General features: G+C 70.3%; 23 protein-coding genes. 14 read left to right on the top strand and 9 right to left on the bottom strand.

From position 1 onward, the window contains the following. Positions 1 to 101 precede the first annotated feature (101 nt). Both ACWEV3_RS42800 and ACWEV3_RS42795 read left to right on the top strand, forming a co-directional pair. Positions 102 to 1,241 carry an aspartate racemase/maleate isomerase family protein gene (locus tag ACWEV3_RS42800; RefSeq protein WP_452619402.1) on the top strand — a complete coding sequence of 380 codons (1,140 nt, stop codon included), beginning with the start codon at positions 102 to 104 and terminating at the stop codon, positions 1,239 to 1,241. Between the two features lie 230 nt (positions 1,242 to 1,471). Further along, complete coding sequence (locus tag ACWEV3_RS42795) at positions 1,472 to 2,128, top strand: GntR family transcriptional regulator (RefSeq protein WP_452619401.1); 657 nt, start codon at positions 1,472 to 1,474, stop codon at positions 2,126 to 2,128. A 102-nt stretch (positions 2,129 to 2,230) separates the two neighbouring features. Here the strand turns inward: ACWEV3_RS42795 and ACWEV3_RS42790 are convergent, their stop codons facing one another. From ACWEV3_RS42790 to ACWEV3_RS42775, 4 genes are all read right to left on the bottom strand, one after another. After that, positions 2,231 to 3,358: a glycerate kinase gene (locus ACWEV3_RS42790; RefSeq protein WP_452619400.1), complete on the bottom strand. Its 1,128-nt coding sequence runs from the start codon at positions 3,356 to 3,358 to the stop codon at positions 2,231 to 2,233. Positions 3,359 to 3,623: 265 nt separating this feature from the next. Then, positions 3,624 to 5,327, bottom strand: coding sequence for a glyoxylate carboligase (gcl, locus tag ACWEV3_RS42785; RefSeq protein WP_452619399.1), 1,704 nt, complete (start codon positions 5,325 to 5,327; stop codon positions 3,624 to 3,626). Positions 5,328 to 5,844: 517 nt separating this feature from the next. Next, on the bottom strand, positions 5,845 to 6,723 hold the full coding sequence (locus ACWEV3_RS42780; protein WP_452619398.1) for a 2-hydroxy-3-oxopropionate reductase: 879 nt from the start codon (positions 6,721 to 6,723) through the stop codon (positions 5,845 to 5,847). A gap of 61 nt (positions 6,724 to 6,784) precedes the next feature. Then, positions 6,785 to 7,582, bottom strand: a complete 798-nt coding sequence (locus tag ACWEV3_RS42775; RefSeq protein WP_452619397.1) for a hydroxypyruvate isomerase family protein — start codon at positions 7,580 to 7,582, stop codon at positions 6,785 to 6,787. Positions 7,583 to 7,790: 208 nt separating this feature from the next. Here ACWEV3_RS42775 and ACWEV3_RS42770 point away from each other — a divergent pair, with 208 nt between their 5' ends. The 9 genes from ACWEV3_RS42770 to ACWEV3_RS42730 all read left to right on the top strand — a co-directional run bounded on the left by ACWEV3_RS42770 (position 7,791) and on the right by ACWEV3_RS42730 (position 15,288). Continuing rightward, positions 7,791 to 8,048 carry a thiamine-binding protein gene (locus tag ACWEV3_RS42770; protein ID WP_132491684.1) on the top strand — a complete coding sequence of 86 codons (258 nt, stop codon included), beginning with the start codon at positions 7,791 to 7,793 and terminating at the stop codon, positions 8,046 to 8,048. Further along, entirely contained in the window at positions 8,026 to 8,424 is a 399-nt protein-coding gene (locus ACWEV3_RS42765; protein WP_452619396.1) for a helix-turn-helix domain-containing protein, read from the top strand. Before ACWEV3_RS42770 ends, ACWEV3_RS42765 begins: the two co-directional genes overlap by 23 nt. A 355-nt stretch (positions 8,425 to 8,779) precedes the next feature. Beyond that, positions 8,780 to 9,289: a 2-oxo-4-hydroxy-4-carboxy-5-ureidoimidazoline decarboxylase gene (gene uraD, locus ACWEV3_RS42760; RefSeq protein ID WP_452619395.1), complete on the top strand. Its 510-nt coding sequence runs from the start codon at positions 8,780 to 8,782 to the stop codon at positions 9,287 to 9,289. After that, positions 9,286 to 9,621: a hydroxyisourate hydrolase gene (uraH, locus tag ACWEV3_RS42755; protein WP_452619394.1), complete on the top strand. Its 336-nt coding sequence runs from the start codon at positions 9,286 to 9,288 to the stop codon at positions 9,619 to 9,621. Before uraD ends, uraH begins: the two co-directional genes overlap by 4 nt. Before the next feature lie 7 nt (positions 9,622 to 9,628). Beyond that, positions 9,629 to 10,519 (top strand): factor-independent urate hydroxylase, encoded by an 891-nt coding sequence (pucL, locus tag ACWEV3_RS42750; RefSeq protein WP_452619393.1) that lies wholly within the window; start codon positions 9,629 to 9,631, stop codon positions 10,517 to 10,519. Positions 10,520 to 10,798: 279 nt separating this feature from the next. Next, entirely contained in the window at positions 10,799 to 12,304 is a 1,506-nt protein-coding gene (locus ACWEV3_RS42745; RefSeq protein ID WP_452619392.1) for a nucleobase:cation symporter-2 family protein, read from the top strand. A gap of 605 nt (positions 12,305 to 12,909) precedes the next feature. Then, entirely contained in the window at positions 12,910 to 13,971 is a 1,062-nt protein-coding gene (locus tag ACWEV3_RS42740; protein ID WP_452619391.1) for a S8 family serine peptidase, read from the top strand. Between the two features lie 181 nt (positions 13,972 to 14,152). Further along, a complete protein-coding gene (locus tag ACWEV3_RS42735) occupies positions 14,153 to 14,353 on the top strand; it encodes a hypothetical protein (RefSeq protein WP_452619390.1) in 201 nt (66 codons plus the stop codon). Positions 14,354 to 14,376: 23 nt separating this feature from the next. Then, on the top strand, positions 14,377 to 15,288 hold the full coding sequence (locus ACWEV3_RS42730; RefSeq protein WP_452619389.1) for a serine/threonine-protein kinase: 912 nt from the start codon (positions 14,377 to 14,379) through the stop codon (positions 15,286 to 15,288). A gap of 1 nt (position 15,289) precedes the next feature. Here the strand turns inward: ACWEV3_RS42730 and ACWEV3_RS42725 are convergent, their stop codons facing one another. Next, a complete protein-coding gene (locus ACWEV3_RS42725) occupies positions 15,290 to 16,690 on the bottom strand; it encodes an MFS transporter (protein WP_452619388.1) in 1,401 nt (466 codons plus the stop codon). A 125-nt stretch (positions 16,691 to 16,815) separates the two neighbouring features. On the opposite strand from ACWEV3_RS42725, the gene ACWEV3_RS42720 reads away from it, so the two are divergent. Continuing rightward, positions 16,816 to 17,130, top strand: a complete 315-nt coding sequence (locus ACWEV3_RS42720) for an ArsR/SmtB family transcription factor (RefSeq protein ID WP_132491672.1) — start codon at positions 16,816 to 16,818, stop codon at positions 17,128 to 17,130. Between the two features lies 1 nt (position 17,131). Here ACWEV3_RS42720 and ACWEV3_RS42715 read toward each other — a convergent pair whose 3' ends face one another. Continuing rightward, a complete protein-coding gene (locus tag ACWEV3_RS42715) occupies positions 17,132 to 18,007 on the bottom strand; it encodes an SDR family NAD(P)-dependent oxidoreductase (protein WP_452619387.1) in 876 nt (291 codons plus the stop codon). Between the two features lie 74 nt (positions 18,008 to 18,081). Here ACWEV3_RS42715 and ACWEV3_RS42710 point away from each other — a divergent pair, with 74 nt between their 5' ends. Beyond that, positions 18,082 to 18,684 (top strand): TetR family transcriptional regulator, encoded by a 603-nt coding sequence (locus ACWEV3_RS42710; protein WP_452619386.1) that lies wholly within the window; start codon positions 18,082 to 18,084, stop codon positions 18,682 to 18,684. A 7-nt stretch (positions 18,685 to 18,691) separates the two neighbouring features. Here the strand turns inward: ACWEV3_RS42710 and ACWEV3_RS42705 are convergent, their stop codons facing one another. Then, complete coding sequence (locus tag ACWEV3_RS42705; protein WP_452619385.1) at positions 18,692 to 19,018, bottom strand: hypothetical protein; 327 nt, start codon at positions 19,016 to 19,018, stop codon at positions 18,692 to 18,694. Positions 19,019 to 19,168: 150 nt separating this feature from the next. Here ACWEV3_RS42705 and ACWEV3_RS42700 point away from each other — a divergent pair, with 150 nt between their 5' ends. After that, positions 19,169 to 19,564 carry a nuclear transport factor 2 family protein gene (locus ACWEV3_RS42700; protein WP_452619384.1) on the top strand — a complete coding sequence of 132 codons (396 nt, stop codon included), beginning with the start codon at positions 19,169 to 19,171 and terminating at the stop codon, positions 19,562 to 19,564. Positions 19,565 to 19,703: 139 nt separating this feature from the next. Here ACWEV3_RS42700 and ACWEV3_RS42695 read toward each other — a convergent pair whose 3' ends face one another. Continuing rightward, complete coding sequence (locus ACWEV3_RS42695) at positions 19,704 to 20,807, bottom strand: alcohol dehydrogenase catalytic domain-containing protein (protein WP_397531824.1); 1,104 nt, start codon at positions 20,805 to 20,807, stop codon at positions 19,704 to 19,706. 305 nt (positions 20,808 to 21,112) lie between these two features. After that, the gene (locus ACWEV3_RS42690; protein ID WP_452619383.1) at positions 21,113 to 22,366 is read right to left on the bottom strand and encodes a DUF6986 family protein; all 1,254 of its coding nucleotides are present in this window, start codon (positions 22,364 to 22,366) and stop codon (positions 21,113 to 21,115) included. Between the last annotated feature and the right edge of the window lie 103 nt (positions 22,367 to 22,469).

The raw sequence follows: 22,469 nt of genomic DNA, 5'->3' as shown, positions 1-22,469 counted from the left end.
TCAGGACTCACACGTCCAGGACAACACAGTGCTCACCTGCCGGCCGGCTACCAACCAGGAGTTTGCCGGATGGCTCACTCCCAGAACTGATTAGGAATGACATGCCACGCATCGGAATGCTGACGCCGTCGTCCAACACCGTGCTGGAACCCGTCACCTACCGGCTGCTGTCCGGCGTCGAGGACGTCAGCGTCCACTTCAGCAGGTTGCCGGTCACCGCGATCTCCCTTTCCGACAAGGAGAACAGCCAGTTCTCGCTGGAGCGGATGTCGGCCGCCGCCGAGCTGCTCCGGGACGCCGCCGTGGACGTGGTGGTGTGGAACGGGACCGCGGGCTCGTGGCTCGGGCTCGACTACGACCGGCAGGTCAGCGCGGCGATCTCGGAGGCGTGCGGGGTGCCGGCCACCACGTCGACCCTGGCGCTGCTGGACTCCTTCCGCGCCTTCGGCGTCACGCGGCTCGGCCTGGTCACGCCGTACACCGGCGACGTCACCGCGAAGATCGCCGAAACCTACGCCGCGGAAGGCATCGAGGTCGTCAACGACGAGCGGCTCGACATCACCGACAACTTCAGCTTCGGCTCCGTCCCCGAGCAGCGGTTGGCCTCGATGATCGAAGCAGCCGCCGCCGATGTGCACGCCGTGTCGCTGGTGTGCACGAACCTCCGCGGCGCGTTCGTCGCGGCCGAACTGGAGGCGAAGGCCGGAATCCCGGTGCTGGACAGCGTTTCCGCGACGCTGTGGAAGGCGCTGGACGTGCTCGGCGCCGCTGTTCCGATCGACCGCGGCAGCGTGCTGCTCTCGGGCTCGACGCGCGCGGCGCTGAAGCGGATCTGCACCTCGCTGCGGGAGGCGACCGGCGCCGACCGGACGACGATGCGGCTCGACCTGCCGTCCCAGCGGCTCGGCGTCGACCTCGCCGCGGCGGAGGACACCGGGCCCGGGGTGCGCGCGATCCAGCACGACCCGGGCCTGGACCAGCGGAAGCTGAACACCGTGCAGTGGCTGGAAGAACACCGCCGCACGCTGGTGCAGCCGCACTTCCGGGCGGACCCGCAGCCGCCGCAGGCGCTGATCGAGACCTACGGCGTGCAGGCCCAGATGCTCGCCCCGGTCGAGGTCGACGGCGCCATGGCGGGCTGGCTGTCGGTGCACGGCCTCGCGGAGCGCGACTGGCGCCCGGCGGACATCCAGGCCATCGAGACCGCGGCGGCCGAGGTCAGGGCCCTGCTGACGTCGTGAGCGTAACAATCCCGGCGCCCACCACTCACTCTAACCGAACGATCGCGAGGAGCGGCAAATGCGCAAGGATTCACCGAACCCCACCGGTCCGTGACGGGTGGAGGTGCAGTTTCAATTGAAACTGCACCCCACCACTCCGGCGTGTTGGCAGTTTCAATTGAAACTGCGGATCACGCCCGGGGAGGCGACTGACTACGCTTTGGGCTAGTGCTGAGGGGAAAGGAGCGGACGTGGCCCAGCCGGTCCCGTTGGGTTCCCGCGACCGGCCGCTGCGCGACCAGGTCTGCGAGGAGATCCGCAACCGCATCATCGACGGCCGGTTCGCTCCCGGCGACCGGATCGTCGAGCGCGAGCTCGCCGCAGAGCTGGCTGTCTCTCGGGTGCCGGTGCGCGAAGCGCTGCGCACGCTGCGGGTCGAGGGGTTCGTCGAAGACGTCGCGCGGCGCGGCGTCATCGTGCGGCGCCTGGAGCGCCGCGACGTCGAAGAGCTCTTCGACGTGCGCGAAGCGCTGGAGAGCCTGGCGTGCCGGCTGGCGGCGAGCAAGGCCGACGCGCGCGGCCTGCGGGCGCTGCAGCGGCACCTCGCCCGGGCGGACAAGGCGTTGCAGGGCGGCGACCTGCAGGCCGTGGGCAAGGCGAACGGGGACTTCCACGACGAGATCGTGCGGCTGGCGGACCACCACCTGCTGGCGGGCATGCTGGACCCGCTCCAGGGCCGCCTGCACTGGCTGTTCCGGCAGGTCGACGACCCCGAAGAGCTGTGCCTGGAGCACACGAACCTCTACGAGGCGATCGCCTCCGGCGACCCGGAACGAGCGTCGGCCGAGGCGATCCGCCACATCCACCACAACAGGGACACGGCCCTCCGCCTCCTCTTCGAGGCCTAGCACCCCCGCACGCCGCTGTTACGACTGGTCAGGGCCCGTGCGTACTTTTGGTTGCTATAGCAGCAGAAAGTACGCACGGGCCCTGACCTGGTGGAAGGGCTCCTACAGGTGGTCCTGGGCGAGGCGTTCGCCGAGGTCGACCAGGAGCGTCGCCGCTTCGCGGATGCAGCGCTGCGGGTCCGGCTCGATGTCGGTCAGCGCGTACACCGCTTCGACGCCCGCTTCGCGGAGGCGCTCCGGCGTCAGGTCGCAGCGTCCCGCGATCGCCACCACCGGCACGCCCGCTTCGCGGGCTCGGGCGGCGACTCCGGCCGGGCCCTTGCCGTGCAGGGTCTGCTCGTCGATGGCGCCCTCGCCGATGATCACCAGGCCCGCGCCCTCGAGCTGCCGGTCGAAGTCGATCAGCTCCAGGATCACGTCCACGCCCGGCCGCATCCGCGCGCCCAGCACCGCGAGCGCGCCGTAGCCGACTCCGCCGGCCGCCCCGGCACCCGGCTGCTCGGCGACGTCGCGGCCGCCCGCGGCCAGCACCGCGCGCGACCAGTTGCCCAGCGCCTCGTCCAGGAAGCGGACCTGCTCCGGGTCCGCACCCTTCTGCGGCCCGTACACGTGCGCCGCACCGCGCTCGCCGAGCAGCGGGTTGTCCACATCGGACGCGAGGATGAATTCGGTTTCGGCCAGCCTGGGGTCCAGGCCGGACAGGTCCACTGTGGCCACTCGGCCCAGTGGTCCACCGCCTGGGGGCAACGGGTTATCCGCAGCGTCCAAGACCCGCGCCCCCAGGACGGTGAGCATTCCGGCGCCGCCGTCGGTGCTCGCACTGCCACCGACGCCGAGCACCACGGTCCGCGCTCCCGCGTCCAAAGCCATCAGGATCGCCTCGCCGGTGCCTTCGCTGGAGGCCGCCAGCGGGGCGAGCTCTTCCGGGTCGAGCAGCGCCAGCCCGGAGGCCGAGGCCAGCTCGACCACGGCGGTGTCGCCGCTGATCGCGATCTCGGTGTCCACCGGCTCGCCGACCGGGCCCGCGACCCGCACCGGAATCGGCGCGTATCCGCTGGCCAGCGCGGCCTGCACGGTGCCGTCCCCGCCGTCGGCCACCGGCGCCAAGCGCACCTGCGCGTCGGGGCGTACCCGGCGCAGCCCGGCGGCCACCGCCTCGGCGACTTGCGGCGCCGTCAGCGAACCCTTGAACTTGTCCGGCGCGATGAGGACGGGTCCTGGCACAACCAACTCCGATCGCTAGGGCGGCATCCTCCGCCGGGACGCCCGGCACGAGCCCGGCGGAGGACACCAAGGGGTCTTACGGGTATTCCACCCGAGGACCCCGTCCGTGGGAAATGCGGGGCACGCTCGCCGACCACGCCACCGCGCGTCGCCGGCGAGCGCACCTCGCGCAGGGCTGCCCTGAAGCCCCGCCTGGGGTGCGGGAGTGTGTGACAGGACCAACCGACGCGGTTCCCGTACGCGTCGGCCGGCCTCCGCACCCCGAGGACCATCACGCGTTGGGCACCGGCTCCGGCTCGATCATGGCGTCGATGCGGATGCCCCGAGCGGTGTTGGCCTCCCGCTCGATCATCACCTCGACCAGGACCGGGCGGCTGGTGGCGACAGCCTCCTTGCGGGCCCACTCGATCGTGTCGGCCAGGTCGCCGGGCTCGAACACCCGGCGGCCGGAGCAGCCGTAGGCCTCCATGATCTTGACGTTGTCCGTGCCGTACTCGTCGTAGTGGATGTCCACCTCGGTCTTCATGCCGAACGCGTCGCCCTCTGCCTGGCGGATCAGGCCCAGGTACTCGTTGTTCAGCATGATGATCACGAACGGGACGTTGTACTGGGCGGCCACCGCCAGCTCCTCGACCAGGAACTGGAAGCCGTAGTCACCGACCACCGCGACGACCTCGGCGTCCGGCTCGGCGGACTTCACGCCGATCGCCGCCGGGATCTCCCAGCCGAGCGGCCCGGCCTGGCCGCACACCTGGTAGTGCCGCGGCAGGTGCGCGGTCTGGAACTGCCCGCCCCAGATCTGGTACAGGCCGATCGCGGTGACGAAGTACGCCTCCGGCGGGAAGATCTGGTTGATCTCCCGGTACACGCGCGGCGCCTTGATCGGCACGGTGTCGTAGTCGTCCGGCCGGGTCAGGGTCTGCTTGAGCACGCCGACCCGGGAGACCCACTCGGAGTAGTCCTTCTCCGCGTTGCGCTTGCGCGCGGCATCGATCAGCGCGTCCAGGAACAGCCGGGTGTCCGAGACGATGCCCAGGTCCGGCCCGAAGACCTTGCCGATCTGGGTGGGCTCGATGTCGACGTGGATGAACTTGCGCTCACCGCGGTAGGTGTCCAGGGCGCCGGTGTGCCGGTCGCCGAAGCGGGCGCCCAGCGCCAGGACCAGGTCGGCCTCCAGGAACGACTGGTTGCCGTAGCGCTGGCTGGTCTGGATACCGGTCATGCCGGCGAACAGCTCGTGGTCCTCCGGGAAGGAACCCTTGCCCATCAGCGTGATCTGCACCGGGACGCCGAGCAGCTCGGCCAGTTCGCGGACCTGCTCGTGGGCGTCACCGAGGATGACACCGCCACCGGCGAGGATCAGCGGCCGGTCGGCCTCCAGCAGCAGGTCGAGCGCGCGCTCGACCCGCGGCAGGTGCGGCTCGACGGCCGGGATCGGCAGCGGGGCGTCCAGCGCCGGGTCCCACTCGATCTCCTGCTTCTGCACGTCCAGCGGCAGGTCGATCAGCACCGGGCCGGGGCGGCCGGATCGCGCGATGCGGAACGCCTCGCGAAAGATCCACGGCGCCTGCGCGGCCTCCTTGACCTGCACCGCCCACTTCGTCACGGGCTTGGCGATGTCGACGATGTCGACCGCCTGGAACGCCTCCTGGTGCAGCTTGGTGGACACCGCCTGGCCGGTGATGCACAGGATCGGGATCGAGTCCGCCTGCGCGGTGTAGAGGCCGGTGATCATGTTGGTGCCCGCCGGGCCGGAGGTGCCGATGGCGACCCCGACGTTGCCGTTGGTGCGCGCCCAGCCGTCGGCCATGTGGGTCGCGCCCTCCTCGTGGCGGACGATCAGGTGCTTGATGCCGCTGTCCTCCATCGCCGCGTACAGCGGGAGGATCGCCGCGCCGGGGCAGCCGAAGGTGATGTCGACGCCCTCGGACTTCAGCACGTCGACGACGGCCTGCATGACAGGAACTTTGGGCATGGTGTAAGACTTCCTCTCGGGTGCCGCGCTTCGACGCGCACCTTGTTGGGAACGGGTCAGTGGTTTTGGTTGCTTGGCGGCGCTGGAACCGCTGACCCGTGACCGTCTTGCTTCGAGATCGCCCGGCCGGGCGAGTTCTTCCGCAATTTCAATGGAAATCGAACCTCTGATTTCCATTGAGTCTTTTTCATCCTGGTCGGCCCGCAACCGCGGCCCGCAAAGCTGCACGTCGATGAGGTGTCGCATGCGCCGCAGGCGCATAGCCCACCTACGACACTGGCACCGCCGCGGGTTCTCAGAGGCTTCCTGGCGAGGACGGCCCTGACGCCGTGTATTGGACATACATAAGTCAGGGCACCCACAGACCAGGGAGCCTCTGAGGTTCCGCCACCCGCACCGCCACCCAAAACGAGGCTGGAAAAACCTCATTGAAATTGCGGACCTGAGGATGGGGTGGCGGTGTCGCGCGGGGCCGTGGCCGCAGGAGACGAGGAACTCCCCGCGCGACACCGCGGTCTCAGTCGCGACCGTTGAGCTGCGTGATCTGCTTGAGCAGACCGGAGTGGTCGAGCTTGCCGTCGCCCTGCGCGACGGCCGCGGCGACGAGCTGGCTCACCAGCGAACCGATCGGGATCGACAGGCCCGCGTCGCGCGCGGCGGCCTGCACGATGCCCATGTCCTTGTGGTGCAGTTCGAGCCGGAAGCCCGGGGCGAACTCGCGGTTGCGCATCTTCGCGCCCTTGGCGTCGAGCACGGTGCTGCCGGCGAGCCCGCCGCCGAGCACCTTCAGCCCCGCCTCGGTGTCGACGCCGTGCGCCTCCAGGAACACCAGGGCCTCGGCTACCAGCCCGATGTTGCCCGCGACGATGAGCTGGTTGGCCGCCTTGACGGTCTGCCCGGCTCCGGCGGGTCCAACGTGGACGATCGTGGTGCCGACCGCGCCCAGCGCACCCTCGGCCGCGGCGAAGGCATCCGCCTCGCCACCGACCATGATCGACAGCGTGCCGTCGATCGCCTTCGGCTCGCCGCCGCTGACCGGCGCGTCGATCGCCCGCACGCCCTTCTCGGCGGCGGCTTCGGCAACGCGGCGCGACACGTCGGGACGGATCGTGCTGCAGTCGATGAGCAGCGCGCCCTGCTTGGCGTTGGCCAGCACGCCGTCCTCGCCGAGCACCACGGCCTCGACGTCCGGCGAGTCCGGCAGCATGGTGAAGATGATCTCGGCGTCGCGGACGGCCTCGGCCACGCTCGCCGCGGCCTTGCCGCCGTCGGCGACCAACTGGTCGACCTTGGCCTGGCTGCGGTTGTAGCCGGTGACCTCGTGGCCGGCCTTGACCAGGTTGGCCGCCATCGGGCCGCCCATGATGCCCAGCCCGATGAATCCGACCTTGCTCATGGTTGTGGTACCTCCGTGGTTGTCGCCGATCGTGAGCGCTGGTTCCGGTGAGAACCGGCGCTCAGCGCTTGATCCAGCCGAAGCTGTCGGCGCTGGCGCCGCTCGGCTTGTACTCCAGTCCGATGTGGCCGGTGTAGCCCGCCGCGTCGAGCTCGTCGAAGTAGTGCTCGAAGTCGATCTCGCCGGTGCCCGGCTCGTTGCGGCCCGGCGCGTCGGCGATCTGCACGTGCCCGATGGCGTTCGCGTGCTGGTCGATCACCGCGTCCGGGTCGTCGCCGTTGACCGTCAGGTGGTAGAGGTCGAACAGCAGCCGCAGGTTGTCGACGCCTTGGGCGTGCACGCGGTCGATCACCGCGAGCGCGTCGGCGGCGGTCTTCAGCGGGTACGCGGGCGTGCCGCTGACCGGCTCGATCAGCACCACGCCGCCGATGCGCTCGGTGCCCTTCGCCGCGCGCACCAGGCTCTCGGCGGCCACGTCGTCCTGCGCCGCCGCCTCGACCCCGTCGATCCGGTTGCCGTACAGGGCGTTGAAGGCCCGGCAGCCCAGCCGCTCGCCGATGCCGACCGCGACGTCGACGTTGTCGGCGAATTCGCCGGCGCGGTCCGGGTTCGACAGCACGCCGCGATCCCCCGCGGGCATGTCACCGGCGAAGAAGTTCAGGCCCACCAGCGAAACCCCGGCGTCGGAGATCGCCTGGACGAACCGATCCACCTCGCGGTCGGTGGGCACCGCGACCGGGAACGGCCACCAGAACTCCACCTTGTCGAATCCGGCGGCCTTCGCCGCGGCGGGACGGTCCAGCACGTCCAGTTCGGTGAACAGGAGCGAGAGGTTGACGTCGTAGCGGTTCGGATTCATCGGCACCCCCCTCGGGAGAAGTTTCGTTATGCGGAAGTCTTATTTCGTACAACGATAGATTAGCGACAAGGGAGTCGGCGGTCAACGCCCCACCCCCGGTTACCCATCGGTCACCCACGGCCGCCCCACCAGCGCAGAAGCCGCGGAGAGCCAGTCCCGCGCGGCGGCCCCACCTGGGCGGATACGGTTCAACCGGGAGGTCACACCAATGATCTTGCGAGCTGAGTTCACGACCGAGCCCTTCGAAGGGGAGGGCGAGCCGCCGGCCCACGCCGTGGCCGCCCGAGACTGCCTGCTCGCCGCCGGGCTGGAGCCCGAATTCGGCCCGCTGGGCACCTCGATCAGCGGCGAGCGCGAGCAGCTGCTGCCCGCGCTCGCCGCCGTGATGGAAACCGTGCTGAGCACCGGTGCGAACCGGATCACCCTGCAGGTGACCGTCGGCGATGCCGACGACGACCGGGTTTAGGCTGGTCGGCGTGCATCCGCTCGCCAACGCGCTCGCTCCGCTGCTGGAGCACATCGGCGGCACCGCCGTGCCCGCGGACGAGCGCGAACCCGGCGACATCGTCCTGTACTGGGAGGGCGAGCCGGCGGTCGCGGTCCGACTGCCCGGCCAGGAGCTGACCAGCGCCCTCGACCGGATGATCCGGGACGTCGAGGGCGAGCTCGGCGGGCGCCTGCCCGACCTGCCGCGCCCGGACAAGCAGCGCGCCGTCCGGCTGCTGGAGGAGCGCGGCGCGTTCACCCTGCGCAAATCCGTCGAGACGGTGGCCAAGGCGCTCGGCGTCAGCCGCTTCACGGTCTACAACTACCTCAACCGCGAGCAGGCCAACCGGAGCTGACCCGGGCAGCACCTCGAAGCGCCCGTTCTCGCTGGTCAGACCCGTGCGCACTTCTTGCTGCCATGGCGACACAAAACGCACACGGGCCACCGCAGTTCCCGCACCCCTCCGCCGAGGCATCGGCGGACGTCCCCAGCCGTTGTGCGGTTCGCCCGGATTTGTGCCAAGCGCACAACGCGCGACCAGGATTTTTCAACAAAGTGTTGACACTTGGCGGAGCACGGTCGTAGCTTTTGCCGCACCGGAGCTCGTGACCGGCAACCGCAGCACAGCCCAGGCATGCTCGGACTCTCGTCCGCCGCCTCCGCCAATCCCGAAAACCTCTTCGGGGCCGCACATCCTGTGAGAGTTTGCGATGTCAACAACGACCGAAACGGACCGGCTGAACGGCCTACCCCGAGCGGAACTCGTCCAGCGGCTCCTCGCCTGCCTGGACATCCCCCGCTGGGCCGCCGACATCGCCGACCGGCGCCCGTTCGCCGACGTGGACGCCGTCTACCAGGCCGCCGACGCCGCCGCGCCGGAGCTGACCCCCGAGGAGATCGACGGCGCGCTCGCCGCACACCCCCGAATCGGCGAGCGCGTCACCGGCGAGGACACCTCGGCCAAGTTCTCCCGCAACGAGCAGTCCGGGGTCGACGGCGGCGACGCCGAGCTGGCCCGCGCGCTGCGCGAGGGCAACGAGGCCTACGAACAGCGGTTCGGGCACGTGTACCTGGTCTGCGCCGCCGGTCGCAGCGGCGCGGAGCTGCTGGAGATCCTGCACTCGCGACTGGACAACGAGCCCGGAGCAGAGCTGCGGATCGTCGCCGACGAACTCCGCAAGATCGCACGTCTGAGATTGGCAAAGGTGATCGAAGGATGAGTGCCGTCACCACCCACGTGCTCGACGCCGCGCGGGGCGCCCCCGCCGCCGGGGTCGCGATCCGGCTGGAGGCCGCCAAGGGCGCCGACTGGACCGCGATCGCCGCCGGCCGGACCGACGACGACGGCCGGATCAAGGACCTGGGCCCGGACCGGCTGGAGGCCGGGGACTACCGGCTCACCTTCGAGACCGGCGAGTACTTCGACCGCCAGGGCGTCGCGACCTTCTACCCGCAGGTGCAGATCACCTTCCGGATCGCCGACCCCGCGCAGCACTACCACGTCCCGCTGCTGCTGAGCCCGTTCGCCTATTCCACCTACCGAGGGAGCTGATCACCGCATGGGCATCGTCATGGGCCCCAACCAGTACGGCAAGGCCGAGGTCCGCATCGTCTCGGTGAACCGGGACAACGCGCGGCACACCATCAAGGACCTCAACGTCAGCTCCTCGCTGCGCGGCGACCTCGATGACGTGCACCTCACCGGCGACAACAGCAACTGCCTGCCGACCGACACGCAGAAGAACACGGTCTACGCCTTCGCCAAGGAAGCGCCGATCGGCGAGATCGAGGACTTCGCGCTGCGGCTCGGCCGGCACTTCGTGGGCACGGCCGACGGCATCACCGGCGCGCGCATCCTCATCGACGAGTACAGCTGGGAGCGGATCCCGGTCGGCGGCACCGGCCACGACCACTCCTTCACCCGCGCAGGCGACGAGAAGCGCACCACGGCGGTCACCATCGACGGCGACCAGGCGCACGTGGTGTCCGGGCTGAAGGACCTGATCGTCCTCAAGTCCACCGGCTCGGAGTTCTGGGGCTACCCCAAGGACAAGTACACGACGCTGGCCGAGACCAACGACCGGATCCTGGCCACCGCGGTGACCGCCCGCTGGCGCTACCTCCACACCGACGTGGACTGGGGCAAGAGCTTCGAGTCGATCCGGGCGACGATGCTGGAGGCCTTCGCCACCACGCACAGCCTGGCGCTGCAGCAGAGCCTGTACGAGATGGGCAAGGCCGCGATGGAGAAGCACCCGGAGGTGGCCGAGGTCCGGCTGTCGCTGCCGAACAAGCACCACTTCCTGGTCGACCTGGATTACTGCGGGCTGGAGAACAACAACGAGGTGTTCTTCGCCGCGGACCGGCCGTACGGCCTGATCGAAGGCGTCGTCACCCGCGACGACGTCGAAGAAGCACCGCAGGCCTGGTACAGCCTGCCGCAGTTCTGATCGTTCACCGCAGTTCTCGCAGTTTTCGACCGCCGGGCCTCCCCCACGCGCGAGGAGAACCGGCAATCGAGGATCACCGTTGATCCTGCAGTTGGGGCCACCGGAGATTCCCTGGTGGCCCCTTCTGCTACCCGAGCTCCGGGCGCCCGGCAGTCGCCCGAGAACCATCGGTCCATTGTGGATCGAAGGTTGATTTCCCGGCAATGAAGAGAAACAGCGAACAAACCCGGCGCTGATAGTGACTTGATCTGACCAGCCCCTGCGGCCCAGGAGTCCCCTATGGCCCTCTTCAAGACCCGTCGCAACCGCGGCACCAGGAACGGAAAACCCACCGATGTCCACCCGGTGGACGAGGTAATGCCGCCGGCGCGTCTGCTGGCGTTCGGCATCCAGCACATCGCCGCGATGTACGCCGGCGTGGTGGCGCCGCCGCTGATCATCGGCGAGGCCATGGGCCTGGCGCCGCTGGAGATGACCCTGCTGATCGGCGCGAGCCTGTTCACCGCGGGCCTGGCCACCATGTTGCAGTCGCTGGGCGTGTGGAAGATCGGTGCCCGGCTGCCGTTCGTCAACGGCGTCACGTTCGGCTCCGTCGCGCCGATGCTGGCCATCGTCGCGCAGCAGGGCCAGGGAAATCCGCTGTCGGTGATCTACGGCTCGGTGCTGATCGCCGGCGTGCTGGCCTTCGTGATCGCCCCCTACTTCTCCCGGCTGGTGCGGTTCTTCCCGCCGGTGGTCAACGGCACCGTGATCACGCTCATCGGCCTGTCCCTGATGCCGGTGGGAATCAAGTGGATCGCGGGCAACAACGCCGAGGCGCCCGACTACGCGGCGCCGGAGAAGATCGCGCTCGGCGCGGTGACGTTCGCGCTGGTGCTGCTGTTCAACCGCTTCCTCAAGGGCTTCTGGAACCGGATCGCGCTGCTGCTCGGCCTGGTGGCCGGCACCCTGATCGCCTGGCCGGTCGGGCTGATCGACACCGAGACCTTCGAGTCGGCGCCGCTGTTCAACTTCCCGACCCCGTTCGCGCTGGGCACCCCGACCTTCAACATCACCGCGACCATCTCGATCTGCATCGTGATGCTGGTGGCGATGATGGAGACCACCGCGGACATGATCGCGCTCGGCGAGATCGTGGACCGGCCCGCGGACGAGAAGACCATCGCCGCCGGCCTGCGCGCCGACGGCGCCGGCAGCGCGATCAGCGCCATCTTCGGCGGCTTCACCTGCAGCGCCTTCGCGCAGAACATCGGCCTGGTGGCGCTGACCCGGGTCCGCAGCCGGTACGTGGTCGCCACCGCCGGTGGTGTGCTGGTGCTGCTGGGCCTGTTCCCGGTGGTCGGCGCGGTCGTCTCGCTGGTCCCGCAGCCGGTGCTGGGCGGCGCCGCGCTGGTGCTGTTCGGTTCGGTGACCACCAGCGGCATCCGGACGCTCGGCAAGTCCGACCTGGGCGACCCGTTCAACTCGCTGATCGTGGCGGGATCGCTGGGCATCGGCATGGTCCCGGTCGTCGCGCCGCACTTCTACGAGCACTTCCCGGCCGCGCTGCGCACCGTGCTCGACTCCGGCATCAGCACCGGCTGCATCGCGGCCCTGCTGCTGAACCTGCTGTTCAACGCCTGGCGGAAGCGGCCCGCGGAGGCGGAGCCGACGGTGGGCGGTGACACGGTCGCGGTGGTCGGCACGGCCCCCGGGGAGTACCACCGCGACGAGGCCGACGCCGGTCGCCTGGACGCCGTTCCGGAACCGCGGGCGTCCGCGCAGGAATCCGAATCCACCAGGTAACAACCCCACCCGAGGGCGTCCTTCACCGGCTGCACCGGCGAAGGACGCCCTTCCCGTTCGCAGGACTCCTCCTCCGCAGGTCTCCCCAGGTCGTCCGCATTTTCCATTGAAATCGAAGGTTCGATTTCAATGAGGTCTTTCCAACCTCGTTTTGCGTGGCGGTGCGGGTAGCGGAACCTCAGAGGCTCCCTGGACTGTGGGTGCCCCTCCTGATGTATGCCCAATACACGGCGGAGGGGCCGTCCTCGCCAGGAAACCTCTGAGAACCCGCGGCGGTGCCGGCGTCGTAGGTGGGCTATGCGCCTGCGGCGCATGCGACACCCCATCGACGTGCAGCTTTACGACCCGCGGCTGCGGAACGACCAAGATGAAAAACGCTCAATGGAAATTGCGGAACCCCGGACCCCGGTACGGCCCGCAGCCGGGCAACCCACCCGTCCGGGCCGAACCGGAAATCCAGCGCGGGGAACGCATTTCCGGCGTCGGCGTTGGGCCGGGCGTCCGAACTTGGCGCGGCGAACGGCCGCTTCTGCCCCGACCCGCGCACCGGCTCCCGACGAGGCTCGTTGATCCGGCGAAATTCCTGCCGAAGTTGGGAGATCTCGATGCGGATGCGGGCCCTGATCACCGCCGGATTGGTCGGTTTATCGGTCCTCGCGACCCAGGCGGCCGCGAGCGGGCAGTCCGCGGTGGACCCGCTCGGCGAGAAGCAGTGGGGACTCGCCCAGCTGCGGGCCCCCGAGGCGTGGGCCACCAGCACCGGCGCGGGCCAGGTCATCGCCGTGGTGGACACCGGCGTCGACCTCGGCCACCCCGACCTGGCGCCGAGGCTGGTGCCGGGCGCGACCTTCGCCGGCTGCGGCGACCGGCCGGCGCCGTGCGGCAACGGTGACTGGCTGGGCGTGGACGGCGTGGGCCAGCCGACCGACGTGCACGGCACCCACGTCGCGGGCATCGCCGCGGCGGTCGCCGGGAACGGCATCGGGATCGCCGGCGTCGCCCCGGACGCGCGGATCATGCCGATCAAGGCGCTGGAGAACGGTTCCGGCACGTTCGCCGACATCGGCGCGGGCGTCCGCTACGCCGCCGACCACGGCGCGAACGTCGTGAACCTCAGCCTCGGCGCGCAGCCCGGCACGCAGCTGCTGACGCTGCTCGGGCTGGCCAACGAGACGAAGGACGCCATCGCCTACGCTCGCGAGAAGGGTGTGGTCGTGGTCGCCTCGGCGGGCAACGAAACCGCTCCGCTGTGCGACACCCCGGCCTGGGAGTCCGGCGCGCTGTGCGTCGCCGCGACGGACGCCGACGAACTCCACTCCACGTACTCCAACCTCGCCCTCAAGCTGGACACCAGGGCCGTGTCCGCGCCGGGCGGCAAGTCCAAGCAGGGCTGCGACGCGGACATCTGGTCGACGGTGCCGCGCGGTGCCGGTTCGGCGAAGTGCGGGCAGGCCGACTACGACTCCTTCGCCGGAACCTCCATGGCGGCCCCGCAGGTCGCGGGTGTCGCGGCGCTGCTCGGCGCGCAGGGCCGCGACGCCGACGGCATCGAGAAGGCGCTGATGACCACCGCCCGCACGCCGCTGGTGGGGCTGCGCGGTGTCTTCAACCCGGTTTACGGCTACGGCGTCGTCGATGCCGCCGCGGCGGTCCAGCAGCCGCTGTGACCAGGCGATGACCGCTCGTCGGCGGCGATGGTCATACCACTGGCCATCGCCGCCGACGAGCCCGCCATTGGGCCGAATTCGCGAAAGGTACAAAACTCCTCGACCGCGCCCCGAAATCCAGGAACAATGATCAAAGGGCCGCGCGACCGCGCGGGCACCGATCGATGCGGGAGCTGGGCCGATGGACCTTTCGAAGCTGTTCAAGATGGTGTCGCCGGCGAAGCACCATTCGCACGGCCACTCCAGCAGCGGCGGGCACCGCCGCAGGCATTCGAGCAGCGGTGGGCACCGCCGCCGGTACGACAGCAGCAGCGGGCACCGCCGCCGCCACCACTCGAGCAGCAGCAGCCACGGCCACTACCGCCGTCGCAGCCACAGCTGACGCCGCGCAATCGGCTCGGTTCGGTGCTGATCGATTCGTTGAGCTCCTACTACTACGGCGAACCCGACCAGGACTGGGGACCGCCGGGACCGCCGCTCGCGCCGGGTGACGTGCTCGCCCCCGGCTACCGGGTGGTCGGGCACCTGCGCCGCGGCAGCCGGCTGGACGTCTACGACGTGTGGAGCGAGGAGCGGTCCTGCCGCTGCATCGCCAAGACCGTCCGGCCGGAGCGCGCCGCGGACGAGCGCGCGATCGGCTGGCTGCGCAACGAAGGCGTGCTGCTGACCCAGTTCACGCATCCGCACCTGGTGCGCGGCTACGAGATCGCGCAGGCCGACGAGCCGGCGCGGCCGGTGGTGATCACCGAGACGCTGCCGGGGCACACGCTGGGCTTCCTGATCGAGGAGCTCGGGCGGCTGCGGCCGATCGACACCGCGGTGCTGGGCATCCAGCTGTGCTCGGTGCTCGGCTACCTGCACCGCCGCGGCTGGGTGCACATCGACGTGAAGCCGTCGAACGTGGTCGAGGTCGGCGGCCGGGCGGTGCTGCTCGACCTCAGCCTCGCCTGCCGGATCGGCGAGCACAGCTCGGCCGGGACGTTCGACTACCTCTCCCCGGAGCAGGCGGCCGGCGGCGAGATGACGCCGGCGGCGGACACCTGGGGCCTCGGCATCACGTTGTACGAGGCCCTTTCCGGCACCACGCCGTGGGCGGAGGTTTCCTCCGGCGAGCGCAACGACGACGGCACCCGCTACTACCCGCAGCGGCACAACACTGCCGCGCCGCTGCGCACCCACCGCCGCCTGCCCGCGGCGCTGTCCCGCACCGTCGACGCCTGCCTCGACCCGGACCCGAAGTCCCGTCCGACGGTGGGAGAGGTCGCGGACCGCCTGATCGCCTGGTCCGGCATGAACCCGGAGACCATCGACACCTGAGCTACCGGATCTCCTTGCGCGGCAAGGCGAACGCGAGCAGCACCCCGAGCACCATCCCCACCGCCGCGAGCAGCACCGCGAGCCGCCCGCCGTCGGCCAGCACAGCGGGCTCGGCGGCATGCCCGGCGTAGGCGACGGCGGTCAGCCCGGCGATGCCGATGGCGTTGCCCAGGTTCAGCGTCGTCGAAGCCATGCCGGACGCGACGCCCTGTTCCCCTGCGGCGACGCCGGATCCGGCCGCGATCCACATCGCGGTCCAGGTGATCCCCTGCCCGATGCCGGAGACCAGCAGCCCGGGAACCGCGACGAGGTAGCCCGCGCCGTCCTGGAAGCCGACGGCCAGGACCACCGTCCCGACCACTCCGATGACTCCGCCCGCCACGAGCGTGGCACGGGTGCCGAACCGGGTGGCGGCGCGCTCGCCGAGCTGCGTTCCGGCGGCGATCGCCAGTGCCGGCAGCAGGAATCCGAGCCCGGTCTGCAGCGCGCTGAATCCGTGCACCTGCTGGAAGAGGATCGTGAGGAAGTACGGCAGCGCACCGAACGTGCCCATGTAGACGAACGTGGCGGTGACACCGACGACGAGGCTCCGGTTGCGCAGCAGGCGCGGCGGCATCAGCGGATCCGCGCTGCGCACCTCGATGAACGCGAACGCGATGAGCAGTACCACCGCGAGCGCCGCAGCCACGACTACATCCGTTGCACCCCAACCCACTTCGGCTCCTTGCACGAGCGCGTACACGAGCAGCGTGGCGCCGCCGGTGACCGTCAGCGCACCTGGCACGTCGAAGCGCCGTCCGCGCTGCGCGGCCGCATCGCGCGGAATGACGGCCAGCGCGGCGGCCGCGACCAGCCCGGCCAACGGCACGTTCACGTAGAAAACCGCCGGCCAGCCGAAGAACTCGGTCAGGACGCCGCCCAGCAGGGCGCCCACGGTGAGCCCGCTGGCGCCCGCCCCACCCCACACCGCGAGTGCCCGGTTCCGCCGCGGTCCTTCCTCGAACAGCGTGTTGATCAGCGAGAGCGTCGACGGCAGTAGCATCGCGCCGCCGATGCCCTGCACCATGCGCGCGGCGATGATCAGCCCGGGGCCGGTCGCCAGCCCGCCGGCCAGCGACGAGGCCGCGTAGACGGCGAGGGCCGCGACGAACATCCGGCGGCGGCCGAACAGGTCGGCCGCCCGGCCGCCGAGCAGCAGGAAGCCGCCGGCGAACACCGCGTAGGCGCCGACCACCCATTGCTGGGTCTGGTTCGGGAAGCCCAGTTCGGCGCCGATCTCCGGGAGCGCGACGAACACGATGTTCAGGTCCAGCGAGAAGATCAGCTGCGCCAAGGCCAGCAGCGCCAGGCTCCACCCCAGGCTGCGACCGGTGTCGGGTGGCGATGTCGAGAGCGCGGACATGTCGGGCCTTCCATTCGATTGATCTTGATCGACTGTACGCACATTAGTGAACAGTTCACGTATGCGTCAACAATCGAGCGGAAGTCTGTTCACGTACACGCGTACTTTTGCGTAGACTCGACGAGGTGATCGACACGCATCCGGACCGCGACCAGATCCAGCTGCAGGACGTCCTCTCCGCGCTGGCCAACCCGCTGCGGATGACCATCGTCCGCGCGCTCGCCACCGGCGGCGAGCAGAGCTGCGGAAGCATCGTCGAAGGCGTGTCGAAGTCGACCCTGACCAGGCATTGGCGGGTGCTGCGGGACAGCGGCGTGATCTGGCAGCAGCCGTCCGGCCGGGAGAACCTGCTGTCGCTGCGCCACGACGACCTCGAAGCCAGGTTCCCCGGCCTGCTCGACACGATCCTGGCTGCGGCCGACCGCGAAGACGGCCGCTGAATCAGCCCTCGATCCGGCCGAGCTCCCGGCACAGCGCCCAGATCGCATCCCGGTTGCGCCGGTCGCGGACGCTCGCCGGCCACGGGGTCCGCCGGGCCTTGCTGTCGAAGTAGACGCCGTGCACGTCGGCGAGCCCCGGATCGGACGCCAGGCGAATGCTGGAGGTGGCCGCTTTCCCGACCGCCGCACCGCCGTAGACGACCGGCATGAGGATCCTCAGCAGCGGCACCAACGGCCGCGCCACCAACGGATACGCGCTCGTCGTCAGGTTCTTGTTCATGGACGTGTAGGCGTGTCCGGGATACGCGACGTTGATCGTGATCCCGGGCTCCCGCAGGTGTTCGGCGAAGGCGCGGCTCATCGCCATCAGCGCGAGCTTGGTCTGGTTGTAGAACGCGAGCCCCACGTAGGACTTCTCGCCTTGCAGGTTGTCCAGGTCGATCCGGCCGCGCGGCACCCCGCCGGCGATGTTGATGACCCGCCCGCGACCGGCGCGCCGGAGCTCGGGCAGCAGGAGATGGGTGAGCACGAACGGGGCCAGGACGTTGGCCGCGAACGCCACCTCGACGCCGTCCGCGGTCAGCTCCCGGCCCTCCTTGGCGACCCCGGCGTTGTTGATCAGCACGTGCAGGCCGCCGTCGCGAGCCCGCACCTGCTCCGCCAGGCGACGCAGGTCGTCCTGCCTGGTCACATCGGCTATCAGCGCCTCGACGCCGGGATTGCCGGTGTCGCGCCGGAGCTCCGCGACCGCCGCTTCGGCTCGATCCGCGTCGCGCCCCACCAGGATCACGTCAGCCCCCAGCCGCGCGAGGCCGCGCGCCGTCTCCTTGCCGATCCCACCGGTGCTACCGGTCACGAGCACCGTCTTGCCGCTCATCGTCGCCACTTCTCGCCTCCCATGTCACTCGATGTCGTGTTTGACACCTGGTGACACAAAGTAGACTAGGGTGCGTGAACAGCGCGAGTGGCACCGATGGGCTGCGGGCGCGGGCGCGGCGTGCGGTCCGCACGGAACTCGCCGAGCTGGCCCTGGAGATGTTCGTCGAGCACGGCTTCGACGAGACGACCGTGGACGAGATAGCCCGGGCCGCCGGGCTGACGAAGCGCAGCTTCTTCCGGTACTTCCCGTCAAAGGAGGACGCCGTCTTCGGCGGGATCGACGCGCTCGGCGAACAGGTCGTCGAAGACCTGCGCGCCCGGCCCGCCGACCAGCCGCCGTGGGCATGCCTGCACCACGTGCTGCGCCGCTGGGCGGAGAAGATCCACTCCTCGCAGCGCGACGCGACCAGCCTCCGGCTGATCGAAACGACGCAGTCGCTGCGCGCCCGGCTGCACCAGAAGCGGGAACAGTGGCGCCAGGACGTCGCCGATGTCCTGCGCGAACGATCCGGGCTCGACGCGTTCACCGCGGATCTGCTGACCAACGCGGCGACAGCGGCGCTCGACACCGCTTCCCGGGAGTGGGTGCGCGGCGACGCGAACCGGATGAAGTCGATCGACCGGGCCTTCGAGCAGCTGGCACCGGCTTTCGCCGCCGGAGCCTCGAAGTCCTGACCGCGGGTCAGCGCTTGCGGCGGAAGGCGATCGCGAAGGAGACGATGACGGCGGCGAGCGCCAGCTGGCCACCCCAGACGATCTTGTTGACGTTGACGGCCGGGTGCCAGGCGACCTTGCCGTCGGCGGAGACCGAGAACGCGCCGACCGGCCGGGCATCCACGCCGATGCCGACGCCGTCGTCGCGACCGTGGCGACCGCCGCCGGTGCGGACGCGGGCGACCGGCAGCAAGGTGGTGTCGCCCTGCCGCACGGGTTCTCCGAAGACCTGGCGCTTGCCCAGCCGCTCGGCCAACGTCTCCAGGATGTCCCCCCGGGCGGACTGCTCTTCCATGATCTGCTCCTCGCGACGCTGTCGGACCGGACCGACGCTAGCCGGTGCCGCGGCGCCGTGCCGCGCAGTTCTCCCATTACCCGCGGGGTAATCGACGCGATGCGGGATCGCCGCGAGACTCGTGGCAGTTCCGATCCGAGGAGAAACGCGATGACCTTCAGGAAAACCGTCGACGACTTCCTGCAGACCCTGGCCGGCGGCGACCCCGACGCCATCGCCGCGATGTTCGCCGAGACCGTTGACTGGAAGATCGTCGGATCGCCTGCGGTGCCGTGGATCCGGCACTGCACGACACGCGCCGACGTCGCCGAGTTCTTCCGCGCGATGCTGGGCGGTTTCGTCCCCAGGGAAACCGCGGTGCGCATCGGGCACATCCTCGTCGACGGGCCGCACGCGGTGGTGCTCGGCGAGGTGTCGCAGGTCATCAGGGCCAACGGCCGGGCCTTCACCACGCCGTTCGCCCTGCACCTGACCGGCGAGGACGGACTGATCACCCGCTACCACATCTACGAGGACAGCCTCACCGTCGCCGAAGCCGCGGCGTAGCGGCCTATTCGTACGGGAGCGTGCCGCGGGATTCGCCCCGCACCACCACGAGCCCGAACGCGATCAGGCCCGCCGAGAAGGGGACGCCGAACGGCGGGCCCTGTGTGCGAGTTCGGCGCGAACGGCCAGCCGGAACGGATCAGAAGCGGATGACCTGGCGCATGGCCCGCCCGGCGGCGAGCTCGTCCATCGCGTGGTTGATGTCGTCCAGGTCGATGGTGCCCGACACCAGCTGGTCGACCGGCAGCTTCCCGGCCCGCCACAGGTCCGCGTACTCCGGGATGTCCTGCGCGGGCAGGCCGGAACCGAGGAACGAGCCGATGATCGTGCGGGTCTCGCTCACCAGCGCCAACGGCGAGATGCTGCTGCGCGCCTCCGGCGAGGCCAAGCCGACCGAGACCGTCCGCCCGGCGGGCGCGGTCACCGAAACCGCCGTCTCGAACGCCTTCGCGTTGCCGCTCGCCTCCACGACCACCGAGGTCTTGTGCCCGGATTCGACGGCCTCCTCCGGCGTCAACGCCTTCGTCGCGCCGAGTTCGAGGCCGCGAGACCGCTTGCCCGCCAAGGGATCCACGACGGTCACGCTGCCCGCGCCGCAGGCCAGCGCCACCAGCACCGCCGCCATGCCGACACCGCCGACGCCCACCACCGTGACGTCTTCGCCGGGCTCGATGCGGGCGGCGTTCTTCACCGCGCCACCGCCGGTGAGCACCGCGCAGCCGAGCAGCGCGCCGATCTCCGGCGGCACGTCGTCGGCGACCGGCACGACGGAGTGGCGGTCGACCACGGCGTGCGTGGCGAACCCGGAAACGCCGCAGTGGTGGTGCACCTCGCGGCCGTCCCACTTCAGGCGGCGAGCGCCGGAGAGCAGCGTGCCAGCACCGTTGGCGGCCCAGCCCGGCGAGCACAGCGCCCGCCCACCCGCGCGGCACGCGTCGCATTCCTCGCACCGCGGCACGAAGTACAGGACGACGCGCTGCCCGACGGCGAGATCGGTGACGCCGGCGCCGACCTCGGTGACCCGGCCGCAGGCCTCGTGCCCGAGCAGCATCGGCACCGGGCGCACCCGGTTTCCGTCCACAACGGACAGATCGGAGTGGCAGACTCCGGCGGCCTCCAGCTGCACGAGCAGCTCGCCCGGCCCGGGCGAGTCGAGGTCGAGTTCGGTGACGGCGAGCGGCCGCGACCGCTCCCACGGCCCAGGCCGACCGCATTCCTGCAGCACCGCACCCCTGATCTCCATCACCACGCTCCTCCAGGCCGCCCGATCCGCCCCCATCCGCTCACACCGAACACCGACTTTCAACCCCCACCTCGCCCCCTCCCCACCCCCGGCGCCGACGCCGACGCCGACGCCGGCCCCGCGCCGACCGCATCCGGTGTCCCGCAATTTCCATTGAAATCGAAGGTCCGATTTCCATTGAAATTGCGGAAGTTCTCCACAGCGTCCGGCGTGTCGGGACCCGACACGCCGGAGGACCCGCGTGCCGGCGTCGGACAACGGTGAAGGGCACCACCGCGTCGCAGTGATGCCCTTCACCAGGCATGTCAGAGGCGGCCGAGCTTGCGGATCTCCGGTTCCGCCAGTCCCGTCATCTCCTTGACCTCGTCCGCGTCGGTGGCGCCGTTGTCCAGCGCTCGCACGAAGGACGCCGCCAGCGCTCGCGCGGTCGCCGGCTCGTCCAGCACCGCGCTGCCGCTGGCCGACACGTACGCCGACAGCCGCGCCGCCTCCGCCGGAGCCGAGTCGCGGAACGCCGCGAACACCGCCGCGTACCGCGTCACCAGCTGCGCCGGGTGCAGGTCCCAGCCCTGGTAGAAGCCGTGCTCCAGGGACCGGCGGGTGAGTTCGTAGTGGGTGCGCCAGCCGTGGTGCACCTGGTCTCCGACCGGCAGCACGTTCGTCGAGCCATCGGACAGGAACACCCCGGTGCCCGCAGCCGACACCTGCATCGCGTGCCGCGCGAAGTCGCAGGCGCGGTGCGCGAGGTGCTGGTGCGCAGCGGTCAGCCCGCAGCTCGCCGTGTAGTCGTAGGTGCCGAAGTGCAGCCCGGTGACCCGGCCAGCGCCCGCCCGCAGGAACAGCGGCAGCGCGAAGCGACCGTGCGAGTCCACGATGGACTGCGTGGTCTCCACCTGGATCTCGAAGCGCAGCGACTTCTCCGGCATGCCCAGCTGCTGCTCGAAGAGCTCCAGCAGCTCGACGAAGACCTCGACCTGCGCGACGTCGACGACCTTCGGGAAGGTGAGCACGAATCCGGCGGGCAGGCTGCCCCACTGCTGCAGCAGCGCGGTGAGGAAGACGTCCAGCGTGCGCACCGAGCGGGCGCGCAGCTCCGGGGTGTCGAAGGACTTCACCCGCAGGCCGAAGTTCGCCGGCTCCACGCCGTCGCGCAGCCACCCGGCGACCACCCCGGCGGTCCGCTCGGCGTCGGCGTCCTCGACGTCGTCACCGGGCCGCCCGTAGCCGTCCTCGAAGTCGATGCGCAGGTCCTCGACCGGCGAGTTCTGCAGCTTCGCCCGCACCCGCGGGTGCACGGCCCGGGCGATCTGCTCGTCCAGGCCGAGGATCTCGACGAGGTCCTCGGGCCGGGCGGCGTCCCGGTCGAGCGCGGCCAGCGCCTCCCGTCCCCACTGCCGCACCGTGTCGGCGTCGACCTTGCTCGCCGGCACGTAGCAGGTGTGCACCGGCTGGCGGGCCGCGCTCGCGCCCGGGTAGGTGCGGGCGATGTGCTCGTCCACCTCGGACAGGCGGGCGAGCCGCTTCGCGATCTCGGTGGATTCCAGCGAGGTTCTGGCCACTTGCGCTCCCTTCGTCCGGCAGCCGGGAGGCGTCCCCGGCTGCCCAGTTCGGCTACGGCGAGGGGGTCGTGAGTGCTTTTGGTCGCTGCAGCGACCAAAAGCA

It is taken from the genome of Saccharopolyspora sp. NPDC003752 (assembly GCF_053605825.1).
The sequence above is the reverse complement of the archived record's forward strand: the minus strand, read 5'-3'. Positions and strand labels throughout refer to the sequence as shown.

What these genes read in the sequence shown, in the direction of transcription:
- uraH (WP_452619394.1), top strand. Translation starts at nt 9,286, where the DNA reads ATGAGTGCCGTCACCACCCACGTGCTCGACGCCGCGCGGGGCGCCCCC.
- ACWEV3_RS42705 (WP_452619385.1), bottom strand. Translation starts at nt 19,018, where the DNA reads ATGGAAGAGCAGTCCGCCCGGGGGGACATCCTGGAGACGTTGGCCGAG.
- pucL (WP_452619393.1), top strand. Translation starts at nt 9,629, where the DNA reads ATGGGCATCGTCATGGGCCCCAACCAGTACGGCAAGGCCGAGGTCCGC.
- ACWEV3_RS42770 (WP_132491684.1), top strand. Translation starts at nt 7,791, where the DNA reads ATGATCTTGCGAGCTGAGTTCACGACCGAGCCCTTCGAAGGGGAGGGC.
- ACWEV3_RS42780 (WP_452619398.1), bottom strand. Translation starts at nt 6,723, where the DNA reads ATGAGCAAGGTCGGATTCATCGGGCTGGGCATCATGGGCGGCCCGATG.
- ACWEV3_RS42740 (WP_452619391.1), top strand. Translation starts at nt 12,910, where the DNA reads ATGCGGATGCGGGCCCTGATCACCGCCGGATTGGTCGGTTTATCGGTC.
- ACWEV3_RS42725 (WP_452619388.1), bottom strand. Translation starts at nt 16,690, where the DNA reads ATGTCCGCGCTCTCGACATCGCCACCCGACACCGGTCGCAGCCTGGGG.
- uraD (WP_452619395.1), top strand. Translation starts at nt 8,780, where the DNA reads ATGTCAACAACGACCGAAACGGACCGGCTGAACGGCCTACCCCGAGCG.
- ACWEV3_RS42775 (WP_452619397.1), bottom strand. Translation starts at nt 7,582, where the DNA reads ATGAATCCGAACCGCTACGACGTCAACCTCTCGCTCCTGTTCACCGAA.
- gcl (WP_452619399.1), bottom strand. Translation starts at nt 5,327, where the DNA reads ATGCCCAAAGTTCCTGTCATGCAGGCCGTCGTCGACGTGCTGAAGTCC.
- ACWEV3_RS42700 (WP_452619384.1), top strand. Translation starts at nt 19,169, where the DNA reads ATGACCTTCAGGAAAACCGTCGACGACTTCCTGCAGACCCTGGCCGGC.
- ACWEV3_RS42735 (WP_452619390.1), top strand. Translation starts at nt 14,153, where the DNA reads ATGGACCTTTCGAAGCTGTTCAAGATGGTGTCGCCGGCGAAGCACCAT.
- ACWEV3_RS42715 (WP_452619387.1), bottom strand. Translation starts at nt 18,007, where the DNA reads ATGAGCGGCAAGACGGTGCTCGTGACCGGTAGCACCGGTGGGATCGGC.
- ACWEV3_RS42695 (WP_397531824.1), bottom strand. Translation starts at nt 20,807, where the DNA reads ATGGAGATCAGGGGTGCGGTGCTGCAGGAATGCGGTCGGCCTGGGCCG.
- ACWEV3_RS42745 (WP_452619392.1), top strand. Translation starts at nt 10,799, where the DNA reads ATGGCCCTCTTCAAGACCCGTCGCAACCGCGGCACCAGGAACGGAAAA.
- ACWEV3_RS42800 (WP_452619402.1), top strand. Translation starts at nt 102, where the DNA reads ATGCCACGCATCGGAATGCTGACGCCGTCGTCCAACACCGTGCTGGAA.
- ACWEV3_RS42765 (WP_452619396.1), top strand. Translation starts at nt 8,026, where the DNA reads ATGCCGACGACGACCGGGTTTAGGCTGGTCGGCGTGCATCCGCTCGCC.